Genomic DNA, 14,104 nt, shown 5'->3' with positions numbered 1-14,104 from the left:
GTCTCCTGGTCGGCCGGTCTCAGCCGCGTGGTGCACGTGAGGCCGGTGCGCAAGTCGTAGGGATCTCCTGAGAGGCTGGGCGGTGGGACACCACCCGCTTGGCAGGTCACCCGATACTACCCGTAGGGCTAGCCGGCCCGATGCTTCGTGTCCGCCCGACCGTGGACGGCGGACTCCGGCTCCACGACAGAGAGGGTTCTCGTGCGCTACCGCCGCCCTGCGGCCTTCCCCCGGCTTCTCTCCACGGCCGTCGCGACGCTGACCGCGCTGGCGCTGCTCGCCGGCTGCACCGGCGGTGGGAACCCGGACGACGATTCCGAGCGGGACGCCCCTTCGGGTACGTGGACCCCCGTGGGCCCGACCGACGCCGTCGTCCGGATCGACCAGGTCGGCTACGGGAACGGTGAAACCAAGGTCGCCGTGCTGCTCGCTCCGCGCAAGGCCGACGGGGCCTCGTTCGCCGTCGAGCGGCAGGACGGGTCGATCGCGCTGAAGGGCTCGGTCGGCGCGGATCGCGGGCCCTGGAGCGACCGCTATCCGGCCAGCTATCCGATCGACATCTCCGCTTTACGAACCGCGGGCGCCTACCGCATCCGGGTGACCGGCGGTGCGACCGCCGTCTCCCCGGTGTTCCTGGTGGGCGCGAGCAAGGAGCTGTTCGGCGAGGTCGCGGCCGACACGGTCAAGTTCTTCGGCCTGCAGCGCGACGGGTCCGACCTGGTGTCCGAGCCGATCCCGCGGAAACCGTCGCACCTCAACGACGCGCACGCGACCGTCTACGACGCACCGGACTTCTCCGACGGCGACGACCTCGCGGCCGGGCTGACCGAGTCCGGGGACGGTCCCGCGTCGCTCGACGTGACCGGCGGCTGGTTCGACGCCGGCGACTACCTCAAGTTCACCCACACGACCGCGTACGCGGTCACGTTGATGCTGCTCGCGCAGCGCGGCGGCGACGCCAGCATCGGCAACGGCAAGGCGATCGACGGCCTCGCCGACGAGGCCGCGCACGGCGTCGGCTGGCTCGACAAGATGTGGGACGAAACGACGCAGACGCTCTATCTACAGGTCGGCCTGGGCAGCGGCGGGGTCGACAACCTGGTCGGCGACCACGACACCTGGCGGCTGCCGGAGGCCGACGACAGCGCGACCGGCGACTCCAAGCGGTTCCTGCGCGACCGGCCGGTGTTCCGGGCGAACACCCCGGGCGGTGCGATCAGCCCGAACGTCGCCGGCCGGGTCGCGGCCGCGTTCGCGCTGGCGGCCCAGGTCGAGGCCGGTGACCAGCCGACCCGGGCCCGGGCCCACTTGAACGCCGCCGCGACGATCCTCGACCTCGCGAACACCGACGACTACGGGACGTTGATGACGACGTACCCCCGCGGCTACTACGCGGAGAGCTCGTGGAGCGACGACATGGCACTCGGCGCGACCGAGCTCGCGCGGGCCGGGTGGGTGCTCGGTGACACCCGGTCGACCGCGTGGATGAGCCAGGCCGCGCACTGGGCGAAGCTCGCGGTCGGCACCGGTAACCGGCAGCCGCTGAACCTCTACGACGTCGGGCCGCTGGCGGACGGCGAGTTGTCGGGGCTGCTGGACGAGACGGGGGCGTCCGGGCTCGAGGTCGACAAGGCCGCGCTGGTCGCGGACCTGAAGGCGCGTCTGGACGCCGGCGTGACGGTGGCGGATTCGAGCCCGATCGGGGCCGCGTCGCCGCTGACCCAGGCCGACTTCACGTCGAAGACGTTCGGCTGGAGCGCGGTCGCGGCGATTTATCACCGGGCGGCCGGCGACGACTCGTACGACGCGTTCGGCACCGCGCAGCGCAACGTGGCGCTGGGGACGAACGGATGGGGGTTGTCGCTGGTGGTGGGCGTCGGGAGCACGTATCCGAAGTGCATCCACCACCAGATCGCGAACCTGTCCGGGTCGCTGAACGGGAAGGGGAAGATCGCCACCGGGGCGGTCGTGAACGGGCCGAACGCGGCCCAGGCGTTCACGTCGCTGACACCGTCGACGAGCGCGACCAAGTGCACCGGGGTCGACGTGAGCCGCTACGACCGCACCGATGCCCGGTTCGTCGACCAGCCCCAGGCCTACTCGAGCGTCGAGCCGGCGATCGACTTCACCGCCACCGCGTTGCTCGCCGTCACCCTGCAGGCCCGTCTGTAGCCGCTGCGGTTACCCGATTCCGCCCCAGCCGGCCGGGGCGGAATCAACCGGTCAGAGCGTCGTCAGGTGGTGCAGGGCGAGGCGGTAGCCGCCGAGGCCGAGGCCGATGATGACCCCGGTGGCGACGGCGCTGACGACCGAGTGGTGGCGGAACTCTTCGCGGGTGTGGACGTTCGAGATGTGCACCTCGATGAGCGGCGCCCGCAACATCGCGCAGGCGTCGCGGACCGCGATGTTGTAGTGCGTCCACGCGCCCGGGTTCAGCACGACCGGGGCGCGCTCGTCCGCGGCCGCGTGCAGCCACCCGAGCATCTCGTGCTCGGCGTCGGTCTGGCGCACGACCACGTCGAGGCCGAGTTCCTCGCCGGTCGCCCGGCACGACGTTTCGAGGTCGGCGTAGGAGTCCGAGCCGTAGATCTCCGGCTCCCGGGTACCGAGCCGTCCGATGTTCGGCCCGTTCAGCACGTACACGCGGGTCACAGCTGCACCGCGCGGGCCGGTGCGCTCTCGGTACCGACGGCCGAGTAGGCCGCGACCAGCAGCCCGGGATCGGGATCTTCCAGCACGGTCGGCTTCGCGAGCCCGTCGAGCACGATGAACCGCAGCCGGTTCCCGCGCGATTTCTTGTCGACGCGCATCGAGTCGAGCAATTGCGGCCAGGCCGCGGCCGAATACGTCAGCGGCAGCCCGAGCAGGTCCAGCACGTCCCGGTGCCGGTCGGCCGTGGCGTCGTCGAGACGCCCGGCGAGCCGCCCGAGCTCGGCCGCGAACACCAGCCCGACGCTCACCGCCGCACCGTGCCGCCACCGGTACCGCTCGTTCTTCTCGATCGCGTGGCCCAGCGTGTGCCCGTAGTTCAGCGTCTCGCGCAGCCCGGATTCGCGCAGGTCGGCCGAAACGACGTTCGCCTTGACGGTGATCGACCGCTCGACCAGCTCCCTGAGCACCTCCGACGCCGGGTCGGTCGCCGCCGCCGGGCCGGCCTCGATCAGTTCCAGGATCCGCGGGTCGGCGATGAAGCCCGCCTTGACGATCTCGGCCATCCCGGCGACCAGTTCGTGCTTCGGGAGCGTCTCCAGCGTGGCCAGGTCGACGAGAACCCCGGCCGGCGGGTGGAACGCCCCGACCAGGTTCTTGCCGGCCGCGGTGTTGATGCCGGTCTTGCCCCCGACCGCGGCGTCGACCATGCCCAGCAGCGTCGTCGGGACCTGCACCACACGGACCCCGCGCAACCAGCAGGCCGCGACGAACCCGGCGAGGTCGGTGACCGCGCCGCCGCCGAGCCCGACGATCGCGTCGGTGCGGGTGAAGCCGGCCTGGCCCAGGACGTCCCAGCAGAAGCCGGCGACCTCGAGCGTCTTGCCGTCTTCGGCGTCCGGGATCTCGAGCGAGTGCGCCTCGAAGCCCTGTGCGCGCAGGTCGTCGCGGACGGCCTCGCCCGTGGTGCGCAGGGTACCCGGGTGGATGACCGCGACCCGCTGAGCGCCCCCGAGCAGCGGCGGCAGCTCGCCGAGCAGGCCGCGTCCGATGAGCACGTCGTACGACGACTCACCGGTCACCGTGACGCGAGTGACCCCCGCCGGAGCCGGGACGGGTGGGGTGCTCATGCCGGCACCTCGTCCAGTTGCTGGACGACGTCGGCGAGGATCTCCTCGGGGGTGCGGCCGTCGGTGGGGACGGTGATCGTGGCGACCCCGGCGTAGATCGGCGCGCGCTCGGCCAGCAGCGTCCGCAGCGTGGCCCGGGGATTGAGCGCCAGCAGCGGGCGGGCGGCATTGAGCCCGACCCGCTCGGCCGCGTCGCTCAGACCGACGTCGAGGAACACGACCCGGTGGGATTTCAGTGCTTCCCGGGTGGCCTCCGCGAGGACGGCGCCGCCGCCCAGCGCCAGCACCCCGTCGTGGGTCCGCAACGCTTCGGCTACCGCGGCGACCTCCAGCGAACGGAACGCCGCTTCGCCGTCGTCGACGAAGATGTCGCTGATCGGCTTGCCCACGCTCGCCTCGATGTCGTGGTCGACGTCGCGGAACGCGACGCCGAGGTGCACGGCCAGCAGCACGCCGAGCGTCGTCTTGCCCGCGCCGGGCGGCCCGACGAGTACCGCGACCGGCCGGCTCACTCGATCACCAGCGCGGCCCGGTAACCGGCCAGGTTGCGGCGGATCTCGTCCACCGAGTCGCCGCCGAACTTCTCCGTCGCGGCATCGGCGAGCGTCAGCGCGACCATCGCCTCGGCCACGATCGCCGCGGCCGGCACCGCGCACACGTCGCTGCGCTGGGCGATCGCCTTGGCGGCCTCGCCGGTGGTCACGTCGACGGTCTGCAGCGCGCGGGAGATCGTCGCGATCGGCTTCATCGCGCCGCGGATGCGCAGCACCTCGCCGGTCGTCATGCCACCCTCGATGCCGCCGGCGTGGCCGGTCAGCCGGCGCACGCCGTCCGGTGTGTTGACGATCTCGTCGTGGGCGGCCGAGCCGCGCGAGCGAGCCTGGGTGAACGCGTCACCGATCTCGACGCCCTTGAACGCCTGGATGCTCACCAGCGCGGCGGCCAGCCGGGAGTCGAGCTTGCGGTCCCACTGGACGTGGCTGCCGAGGCCCGGGGGCAGGCCGTAGGCGAGCACCTCGACGATGCCGCCGAGCGTGTCGGCATCGGCCTTGGCCGCGTCCACCTCGGCGACCATCCGGGCCGACGCGTCGGCGTCGGCGCAGCGCAGCGGGTCGGCGTCGATGCGCTCGCGATCGTCGGGGGTCGGCAGGTCGACGCCGTCCTTGACGGCCACCGATCCCAATTCCACCACGTGCGAGACGATCTCGACGCCGAGTGCCTGGCGGAGCAGGGACTGGGCGACGGTGCCGAGTGCGACGCGGGCCGCGGTCTCCCGGGCGCTGGCGCGCTCGAGGATCGGGCGGGCGTCGTTGAAGCCGTACTTCTGCATGCCGGCGAGGTCGGCGTGGCCGGGACGCGGGCGGGTCAGCGGGGCGTTGCGGGCCAGGCTGGCGAGGATCTCCTCGTCCACCGGGTCGGCCGACATCACTTCTTCCCACTTGGGCCACTCGGTGTTGCCGACCCGGATCGCGACCGGGCTGCCGAGCGTCCGGCCGTGGCGGACGCCGCCGAGGATCTCGACCTCGTCTTGCTCGAACTTCATCCGGGCGCCGCGGCCGTAGCCCAGGCGGCGACGGGCGAGCTGGTCGGAGATCTCGGTCGTGGTCACCGCGATACCGGCGGGAAGCCCCTCCAACATCGCGACGAGGGCGGGCCCGTGAGACTCGCCAGCAGTCATCCAGCGCAACATACGTGCAGTCTTTCACGGCCGGAAAGCCCGGAGTCGCCGCAGGCACGCGCGCTGATCTGGAGCCCGCTGAGGACGGCGCCGGCGGTCGAGCGGGCCGACGCCGCGACCCTGGGCATGCCGCTCGCCTGCCGGCGTCGTCCTCAGCGGGCCGCGCACAACGCGGTCAGGGCACCGGCCAGCAGGAAAGGGCCGAAGGCCAGGCGGTCGGTGCGCGACAACCTGCGCGTCGCGAGCAGAACCGCCGCGCACAGGCCGCCGTACACGAATCCGTAGACCAGTCCGGTGAACATCGGCTGCCATCCGAACCAGGCCAGCGCACCGCCCAGCAGCCCGGTCAGCTTGACGTCACCGAACCCGAAGCCCGCCGGAGCCACCACGGCCAGCAGATAGAGCACCCCGAACGCGACCGCACCACCCTCGATCGCCCGGACCCACGACGAGACCCCGCCCAACGCCAGCAGCACCGCCAGCGCCGGGTAACTGGGCAGCACGATCACGTCGGGCAACCGGTGCGCCCGCACGTCCACCGGGGCCAGCACGAATCCGACCCCGGCCGTGAACACCAGCGCGGGCAGCGCCCACCCGTACCCGGCCCACGCCACCACCCCGCCGAGCCCGGCCGCGGCCACCCCGACCCCCACCGCCCCCGCCGCCGGACGAGCCACCGCAGCGCCGCCGACCCGGAACGACGCCTCCGCCGCGACCCGCTCGACGGTCTCGGCGAGCCACCGCGCCGCCCCCAGCGCCGCCGCCGCGACCACGAGCGCCGCGACCCAGCTCACCGGAGCCTCAGCGCGCCAGTGCCAGGGCCGCCCGCATGGCCTCGATCGGGGCCTGCCTGCCGGTCATCAGCCGCACCTGGTGCCCGGCCTGGTGCAGTAGCAGATCGAGCCCGGAGACCACCCGGCAGCCGGCCGCCGCGGCCGCGGTCGCCAGCGCGGTCGGCCACGGGTCGTACACCACGTCGAACACCACCGCGGACGGACGCAGCACCGCGTGCGCCAGCGGATCGGCCGCACCTTTGGGCAGCGTCGAGATCACCAGGTCGGCGTCGGCCAGGAGCGCCGGAGCGTCGTCCAGCGGGCGCACGTCGAGCGTCAGGCCCAGCCGCTCCGCGGTCGTGCGCAACTCCCCCACCCGCCGGGGAGCCCGCACCAGCACCGTCACCGCCGTCCCCGGCGCCGTCCCCGGCGCCGCGAGGCTTGCCGGGGCCAATGCCGCCAGCGCGGCCTGGGCCGTGCCTCCCGCGCCGAGGATCAGCGGCGCGGACGCCGACACCAGCCCGGCCTCGCGCAGCGCGTCGGCCATGCCCGGCGCGTCGGTGTTCTCGGCCCGCCGCCCACCCGGCGTCAGTACCAGCGTGTTCGCGGCCCCGATCGCCGCCGCCTCGGTGCTCACCTCGGTGGCCACCGAGAGCGCCACCCGCTTGAGCGGCATCGTCAGCGACAACCCGGCCCACTCCGGCCCGAGCCCCTCGACGAACCCGGCCAGCCCGTCTTCGGCGCACTCGACCCGGGTGTAGGACCACCCCGCCAACCCCAGCGAGGCGTACGCGGCCGAGTGCAACACCGGCGAGAGCGAATGCGCGATCGGTGACCCGAGCACGGCGGCCCGACGTACGGTGCCGGCCTGCCGGGCGTCCGCCACGGAATGAACGGAGAACGAAGACACGGCGATCACCCTAGGCGCTCCGGCGCCACCGGCGCCGGAGCCGTCCACAGGGGCTCAGCAGAAGCCGACCCGCTTGCACTTGAGGATGTTGTCCTGGTGCACGTTGTAGTCGTCGGTGAAGGCCGAGTGCCGGTCCTTCGTCACGACCACGAAGTACGTCCACGGGCCCGGCGTCGGGTTCGCCGCCGCCTTCAGCGACGCGTCGCCCGGGTTGCCGATCGGCGTCGGCGGCAGGCCCTGATGCCGGTCGACGTCGGTGCTGTAGTTGTTGTCCGGGTTCTTCAACTCGGCGTCGGTGACGATCGCCTTCCGGCCCTTGCCGGTCTGGATCAGCCAGTACTGGGTCGTCGAGTCGAACTGCAGGTACGACAGCGCACCGGTCGAGTTCAGCCGGTTGTAGATGACCCGGGAGATCTTCCCGAAGTCGGCCTCGATGCCCTCCTGCTCGATCAGCGACGCGATGATCATCAGATCCCACTCGCTGACGCCCAGTTCCTGCGCCTTCGCCGAGAGGTCGTCCTTCGTCGCCGCCTGCACCGACAGCGCGACCATCTGCTTGAGCAGGCCCTCGGCGGTGGTCTGGTCGTTGAGCTCGTACTTCGACGGGTAGAGGAAGCCCTCGAGCACGCGCCTGTCGGGGCTCGGGCCGCCCCACTCGGGCACACCGAGCGCCGCCGGGTCCTTGGCGGCCTTCTGGAACTCGGCGAGCGGAATGCCGGATTTCTCGGCCAGCCTCGGCAAGATCTCCTTGACCGTGAGGCCCTCGGGAATGATCACCGACGGCCCGTCGACCCGGTTCGCCCGGTCGAGCAGCATGTCGAGCGCGTCCGACGCCTTCATCTGCTTCTTGAGCTTGTAGCTACCCGGCTGCAGGCCCCGCGTCGAGTCCGGGTTGTCGGCGGCCGCGTTCACGAACGCCTTCGCGCTGGCCACGACGTCGTCTTTGAACAGCGTGTTCGCGATGTCCGTGACGGTCTGGTTGTCGTCGATCTGCACGACGACCGACCCGCTGCCCGGACCGTCGTAGTCGTCCGCGGTGAAGAAGTCCTTGACCTTCGTGACGCCGTACCAGCCCCCGAACGCGAGGCCACCGAGCACCGCCACCACGACGAGCAAAGCAACTAATGTTCTACCGCTGCTGCGATCGCCCTTTTTGCGCCGATGCTTACCGGGAGTGCCGGGGCCGGGGTTGCCGTCGCCGCCGGACTCCTCCGTGAACGGCACGAGATCGAGGTCGTTCACGGGTGATCCGCTCTCCGTTCCGCGTCCAACCAGGCCTGAAGGATCAGCACCGCGGCGGCCTGGTCCACCACAGCGCGGTGTTTCTTCCCGCGTACGCCCCTCTGGGAAAGAGTACGTCCCGCGATGACGGTCGTCAGCCGTTCATCGGACAACTCGACCGGCACCGGGTGAGGGAGAACACCTAGCCGTTCGGCCAATAGGGCAGCGTACGCGCGCACGGCAACCGCCGCCGGACCCTCCGCTCCCGAGAGCGAACGGGGCAAACCGACCACGACGAGAATCGCCTCGTACTCGAGGACGAGCGCCACGAGACGGTCCAGATCGGTCTCGTGACGTACGTCACGTCGCACGGTCTCCACCGGGGACGCCAGGAACCCCGAGGGGTCGCTGGCGGCGACGCCGACCCGTACGGATCCGACGTCCACGCCCAGGCGAACCCCCCGCTTCACGGACGGAAGCCCAGAGAACGGAAGCCCAGAGGCCGGAAAGCCAGCGGACGGAAGCCCAGAGGAAGGAAGCAGGGCCATGCGAAGGATTGTGCCGTATACAGAGGCCGGTCCCGGTCTGCTCGGCAGACCGGGACCGGAATCTCAGACAGCGCCGGCAACCAGGTCGGAGATCGACGCCAGCACCGAGGGCGCCGCGTCAGCCGCCACGCCACCTCCCTGCGCGAGGTCGTCGCTGCCGCCACCACGTCCGGACAATGCGCCCTTCACCAGCGCCGACGCCGAGATGCCGCGGCCGCGCGCAGCCTGGTTCACGGCGACGACCAGCGACGCTTTGCCGTTGGCCCGGGCCGCGACGGCGACCACGCCGGGCCGATCGGCCGACAGCCGGCCCCGGATCTCCTGCGCCAGCGACCGCACGTCGTTGCCCGCGGTGCCCTCCGGCGCCTCGATCGCGGCCACGGCGACCCCGCCGACGTCGGTCGCCCGCGACGCGATGTCGCCGGCCCCGCTCAGAACAGCGGCCGCCCGCAGCTTCTCCAGCTCCCGCTCGGCGTCCCGGAGCTGGGCCACCACGGCCGAGACCCGGTCGGGCAGCTCCTCCGGCTTCGCCTTGAACTGCTCGGCCAGCTTCGACACCAGCAGGTGTTCCTTGGCCAGGAACCGGAACGCGTCCAGACCGACCAGCGCTTCGACCCGGCGCACGCCGGACCCGATCGACGCCTCCGAGAGCAGCTTGACGACGCCCAGCTGCCCGGAGCGCGCCGCGTGGGTGCCGCCGCAGAGCTCGCGGGCGTACTCGCCGACCTCGACGACCCGGACCTCGTCGCCGTACTTCTCGCCGAACAGCGCCATCGCGCCGATCCGCCGCGCCTCGTCCTGCGAGGTGATGAACGCCCGCACCTCGAGGTCGTCGAGCAGAACCGCGTTGACCTCGTCCTCGACGTCGGAGAGCACCGACTGCGGCACCGCACCGGGCGTGTTGAAGTCGAACCGCAGCCGCCCGGGCGCGTTCAGCGAACCGGCCTGGGTCGCCGACTGGCCGAGCGAGCTCCGGATCGCGGTGTGGATCAGGTGGGTCGCGGTGTGCGCGCGGGAGATCGCCCGGCGGCGGTCGACGTCGATCGTGGCCAGCACCGGGTCGTCGACCTTGATCTCGCCGTCGACGACCTGGCCGCGGTGCACGATCAGCCCCGGCAGCGGCTGCTGGACGTCGTAGACCTCGAACCGGCCGGCCGGAGTCACGATCACGCCCTGGTCGGGCTGCTGGCCACCGCCCTCGGCGTAGAACGGGGTCGAGTCGAGCACGACCTCGACCTCCTCGCCCTGGGCCGCCCCGGACCGGATCGCGCCGTCGCGCCCGATGATGCCGCCGACCCGCGCCTCGCGCTCCACCTCGAGATAACCGGTGAAGTTCGTCGGCCCGGTCCGGTCGAGCACCGAGCGCAGCACGGACGTGTCGGCGTGCCCGGTCTTGCGGGCCTGCGCGTCGGCCTTGGCCCGTCGCCGCTGCTCGGACATGAGCCTGCGGAAGCCCTCTTCGTCGACGGTGAGGCCCTGCTCGGCCGCCATCTCCAGCGTCAGGTCGATCGGGAAGCCGTACGTGTCGTGCAGCTGGAACGCCGACGCGCCGGAGAGCTGCTGGCCACCGGAGGACTTCGTCGCCGCGACCGCGGTGTCGAGATGGGTCGTTCCGGACCGCAGCGTCGCGCGGAACGCGTCTTCTTCGGCGTACGCGTAACCCGCGATCCGCGCGTAGTCCGACGACACCTCCGGATAGGACCCGCTCATCGCGTCGCGCGCCACCGGGAAGAGCTCCGGGAACGACGGGTCCTCGTAGCCGAGCAGACGCATCGAGCGCACCGCGCGGCGCAGGATCCGGCGCAGCACGTAGCCGCGGCCCTCGTTGCCGGGCGTCACGCCGTCGCCGATCAGCATCAGCGCGGTGCGCACGTGGTCGGCCACCACCCGCAGCCGGACGTCATCGGCGTTGGGGTGACCGTCATGCTGCTCGTGCGCCGGGTACCGCTTGCCGGCCAGCGCCGCCGCCCGGTCGAGGATCGGACGGACCTCGTCGACCTCGTAGAAGTTGTCGACGCCCTGCAGCAGGAACGCGACCCGCTCCATGCCCATGCCGGTGTCGATGTTCTGCGCCGGCAGGTCGCCGAGGATCTCGTAGTCGGTCTTGCCCGACCCCGGACCCCGCTCGTACTGCATGAAAACGAGGTTCCAGAACTCCAGGTAGCGGTCGCCGTCCGGCTCCACACCCGGGGTGTTCACGTACTCGGGGCCGTACTCGGGACCGCGGTCGATCAGGATCTCCGAGCACGGGCCGCACGGCCCGGGCACGCCCATCGACCAGAAGTTCGGCCCCTTGCCGAGCCGGATGATCCGCGACTCGGGCACCCCGACCTCACGGTTCCAGAGCCGGTAGGCCTCGTCGTCCTCCTCGTACACCGAGACCCAGAGCTTCGACTCGTCGAAGCCGTAGCCGCCGTCCGCGATCGAGTTGGTGACCAGCTCCCAGGCGTAGCGGATCGCTCCGTCCTTGAAGTAGTCGCCGAACGAGAAGTTGCCGTTCATCTGGAAGAACGACCCGTGCCGGGTCGTCTTGCCGACCTCGTCGATGTCGAGGGTCCGGACGCATTTCTGGACGCTCGTCGCTCGCGGATAGGGCGGCGTCACCTGGCCGAGGAAGTACGGCTTGAACGGCACCATGCCCGCGTTGACGAACAGCAGGTTGGGGTCGTCGGCGATCAGCCCCGCGCTGGGGACCACGGTGTGACCGCGGTTCGCGAAGTGATCGAGGAAGCGTTGCCGGATCTCAGAGGTCTTCATCGCCAGTAATCCGTCGGTTCGAATGGGTCAAACGACACTATCTCGCGTGGACGTACGACCGCGCTGCCCAATATTTAGGGCGCTCGGTGGGCCCCGCGGGCATCGTCGGCGTCGTAGTTACCGGCCTGCTGCTGCTCGAGCGCGCGCGTCAGCGCGACTTCCTGCTCGGCCATCGCGACCCGCGCGTCCTCGACGAACGCCCGGACCGAGTCGAGCAGCCCCACGGCCGAGCCGCGGGCCGAGTCGGCCAGGCCACGCGGGCTGTACGCCTCCGCGGTCTTGGAGATCTTCCGGACGATCAGGACACCGACCGCCGCACCGACGCCGATCCAGAACAGGCGTCGCATCAGGCGCCCTTCCGCCGCTTCTTGAGCTCGTCCCGGACCTCGCGCTCGACCTCGGTCGCCCGCCGGGCCCGGACCGCGGACCGGATGCCGTAACTGAACGCCGCGGCCTTCACCAGCGGACCGGACACGGTGGCGCCGAACAGCGTCGTCACCTGGGCGATGCTGCCGGTCACGGCGGAGACGTGATCGGTGAGCGTGTCGACCTTGTCGAGCTGGAGGTTGACACCGCCCAGCGTCTGGTTGACACCGTCGACCGTCACGTGGGCGCTGGCCAGGATCGGCACCGCCTGCTCGGTGATGTCGGTGATGGCCTTGGTGGCCGCGTCGACCGTGCGGCCGAGCTTGATCAACGGCACGGCGAGCGCACCGACCAGAAGCACGAACGCAACGGCGGCGATGATGGCCGCGATTCCGCCGAGAGACACCGGCGAGTCTCCTTGGGTGAGTGGGCTCTGAAGTGGCTCGACCCTACCGCCTGCGACGATCACGCCCGGCACAGGGACAGCCTGGCGAGTCACTTACCCCGGATGACCCCGCGTATGCGGTCGAGGCGTTCGGCGACCGCGCGTTCGGCGCCGCGGCGGGTCGGGCGGTAGTAGTCGCGGCCGACGAGCTCGTCCGGTGCGTACTGTTGCGCGACCACGCCGGCCGGATCGTCGTGCGGGTACCGGTAGCCGGCACCGTGGCCGAGCGTCTTCGCCCCCGGGTAGTGCGCGTCGCGGAGCGCGGTCGGCACTCCCCCGGCCTTACCGGCGGCGATGTCGCCGAGCGCGGCACCGATCGCGCTGGTCACCGCATTGGACTTCGGGGCCGTGGCCAGGTGCACGACCGCGTGGGCCAGCGTCAGCTGCCCTTCGGGCAGGCCGATGAGCTGGATCGTCTGCGCCGCCGCGACCGCGGTCAGCAGCGCGGTCGGATCGGCCATCCCGACGTCTTCGCTGGCGAAGATCACGAGGCGGCGCGCGATGAACCGTGGGTCCTCACCCGCGGTGAGCATGCGGGCCAGCCAGTGCAGCGCCGCGTCGACGTCGGACCCGCGCATGCTTTTGATGAACGCGCTGGTCACGTCGTAGTGCGCGTCCCCGTCCCGGTCGTACCGGACCGCCGCCGTGTCGACCGCGGCCTCAGCCGTCTGCAGGTCGATCTCCACCGTCCGTTCTTCTGCCGACGCTGAGCCGCCCCCTCCAGCGGCGAGTGCAGGACCCGCCCCGGCCTCGGCGGCGGACGGGTTCCCGGCCGTCGCGTTCGGGGGGGTCTTCGCGGCGAGGGCCGCGTCGGCGGCGGCTTCCAGCGCGGTCAGGGAGCGCCGGGCATCCCCCGCCGCCAGGCGGACCAGGTGCTCCTCGGCCTCCGGCGACAGGGCCACCCGGCCGCGCAGACCGCGGTCGTCGGCGACCGCACGGCGCAGCAGCGCGCGGATGTCCTCGCCGTCCAGGGGCTGGAGCGTCAGCAGCAGCGAGCGCGAGAGCAGCGGGGACACGACCGAGAACGACGGGTTCTCGGTCGTCGCGGCGACCAGCGTCACGGTCCGGTCTTCCACCGCGGCCAGCAGCGAATCCTGCTGGGTCTTCGAGAACCGGTGCACCTCGTCGACGAACAGCACGGTGTAGACGCCCCGGCGCCGCTCGAGCCGGGCCTGCTCGATGACCGCCCGGACGTCCTTGACCCCGGCCGACAAGGCCGACAGCGCGACGAAACGCCTGCTCGTGGCGCGCGACACCAAGTGGGCGATCGTGGTCTTCCCGGACCCCGGCGGCCCCCACAGGATCACCGAGAGCGGAGCGTCCCCCTCGACCAGCCGCCGCAACGGCGACCCCGGCCCGAGCAGGTGCCGCTGCCCGACGAGCTCGTCGAGCGTCCGCGGCCGCATCCGCACCGCCAGCGGCGCGTACGGATCGACCCGTTCGTCGGCATCGTCGCGGGCCACCGGCGCCGTCGGCCCGGACCGCGCCGATGCCGGATCGTCGGCGGGGCCGTCGAACAGACTTTCGGTCTCCACGGCATCGACCCTACTGAGCCCGGGCCGCCGCGGTCGCCGGGGCGCCTGCCCGACCGGTACGGAATCCGCGAGGCGCCGCCGGCCGGTTCGCC

General features: G+C 71.8%; 13 protein-coding genes. 1 reads left to right on the top strand and 12 read right to left on the bottom strand.

Translation table 11 applies throughout. The features are described from left to right. Nucleotides 1-201 precede the first annotated feature (201 nt). On the top strand, nt 202-2,172 hold the full coding sequence (locus tag ACIBZJ_RS10030) for a glycoside hydrolase family 9 protein (protein WP_395927610.1): 1,971 nt from the start codon (nt 202-204) through the stop codon (nt 2,170-2,172). A gap of 51 nt (nt 2,173-2,223) precedes the next feature. Here ACIBZJ_RS10030 and aroQ read toward each other — a convergent pair whose 3' ends face one another. The 12 genes from aroQ to ACIBZJ_RS09970 all read right to left on the bottom strand — a co-directional run bounded on the left by aroQ (nt 2,224) and on the right by ACIBZJ_RS09970 (nt 14,012). Next, on the bottom strand, nt 2,224-2,652 hold the full coding sequence (gene aroQ, locus ACIBZJ_RS10025) for a type II 3-dehydroquinate dehydratase (protein ID WP_395927608.1): 429 nt from the start codon (nt 2,650-2,652) through the stop codon (nt 2,224-2,226). Continuing rightward, nucleotides 2,649-3,779, bottom strand: coding sequence for a 3-dehydroquinate synthase (gene aroB / locus ACIBZJ_RS10020; protein ID WP_395927606.1), 1,131 nt, complete (start codon nt 3,777-3,779; stop codon nt 2,649-2,651). The genes aroQ and aroB overlap by 4 nt, the downstream gene beginning before the upstream one ends. Then, nucleotides 3,776-4,291, bottom strand: coding sequence for a shikimate kinase (locus tag ACIBZJ_RS10015; RefSeq protein WP_395927604.1), 516 nt, complete (start codon nt 4,289-4,291; stop codon nt 3,776-3,778). Before ACIBZJ_RS10015 ends, aroB begins: the two co-directional genes overlap by 4 nt. Next, the gene (aroC, locus tag ACIBZJ_RS10010) at nt 4,288-5,469 is read right to left on the bottom strand and encodes a chorismate synthase (RefSeq protein ID WP_395927602.1); all 1,182 of its coding nucleotides are present in this window, start codon (nt 5,467-5,469) and stop codon (nt 4,288-4,290) included. The genes ACIBZJ_RS10015 and aroC overlap by 4 nt, the downstream gene beginning before the upstream one ends. A 140-nt stretch (nt 5,470-5,609) precedes the next feature. Then, on the bottom strand, nt 5,610-6,251 hold the full coding sequence (locus tag ACIBZJ_RS10005) for a prepilin peptidase (RefSeq protein ID WP_395927600.1): 642 nt from the start codon (nt 6,249-6,251) through the stop codon (nt 5,610-5,612). A 7-nt stretch (nt 6,252-6,258) separates the two neighbouring features. Continuing rightward, nucleotides 6,259-7,140 carry a shikimate dehydrogenase gene (locus tag ACIBZJ_RS10000; RefSeq protein WP_395927598.1) on the bottom strand — a complete coding sequence of 294 codons (882 nt, stop codon included), beginning with the start codon at nt 7,138-7,140 and terminating at the stop codon, nt 6,259-6,261. Between the two features lie 54 nt (nt 7,141-7,194). Beyond that, nucleotides 7,195-8,382, bottom strand: coding sequence for an endolytic transglycosylase MltG (mltG, locus tag ACIBZJ_RS09995; protein ID WP_395927596.1), 1,188 nt, complete (start codon nt 8,380-8,382; stop codon nt 7,195-7,197). After that, nucleotides 8,379-8,831, bottom strand: a complete 453-nt coding sequence (ruvX, locus tag ACIBZJ_RS09990) for a Holliday junction resolvase RuvX (protein ID WP_395927594.1) — start codon at nt 8,829-8,831, stop codon at nt 8,379-8,381. The genes mltG and ruvX overlap by 4 nt, the downstream gene beginning before the upstream one ends. A gap of 141 nt (nt 8,832-8,972) precedes the next feature. Beyond that, a complete protein-coding gene (gene alaS, locus ACIBZJ_RS09985) occupies nt 8,973-11,666 on the bottom strand; it encodes an alanine--tRNA ligase (protein WP_395927592.1) in 2,694 nt (897 codons plus the stop codon). Between the two features lie 74 nt (nt 11,667-11,740). Continuing rightward, on the bottom strand, nt 11,741-12,013 hold the full coding sequence (locus ACIBZJ_RS09980; protein ID WP_395927590.1) for a hypothetical protein: 273 nt from the start codon (nt 12,011-12,013) through the stop codon (nt 11,741-11,743). Beyond that, nucleotides 12,013-12,438 (bottom strand): DUF948 domain-containing protein, encoded by a 426-nt coding sequence (locus ACIBZJ_RS09975; RefSeq protein ID WP_395927588.1) that lies wholly within the window; start codon nt 12,436-12,438, stop codon nt 12,013-12,015. Before ACIBZJ_RS09975 ends, ACIBZJ_RS09980 begins: the two co-directional genes overlap by 1 nt. Before the next feature lie 89 nt (nt 12,439-12,527). Beyond that, a complete protein-coding gene (locus tag ACIBZJ_RS09970; RefSeq protein WP_395927586.1) occupies nt 12,528-14,012 on the bottom strand; it encodes a replication-associated recombination protein A in 1,485 nt (494 codons plus the stop codon). Nucleotides 14,013-14,104 lie beyond the last annotated feature (92 nt).

The sequence above is a fragment of the Cryptosporangium sp. NPDC051539 genome, from assembly GCF_044454545.1.
Lineage (GTDB): Bacteria > Actinomycetota > Actinomycetes > Mycobacteriales > Cryptosporangiaceae > Cryptosporangium.
Note: the sequence above shows the minus strand (reverse complement) of the source record. Positions and strands in the feature narration are given on the sequence as shown.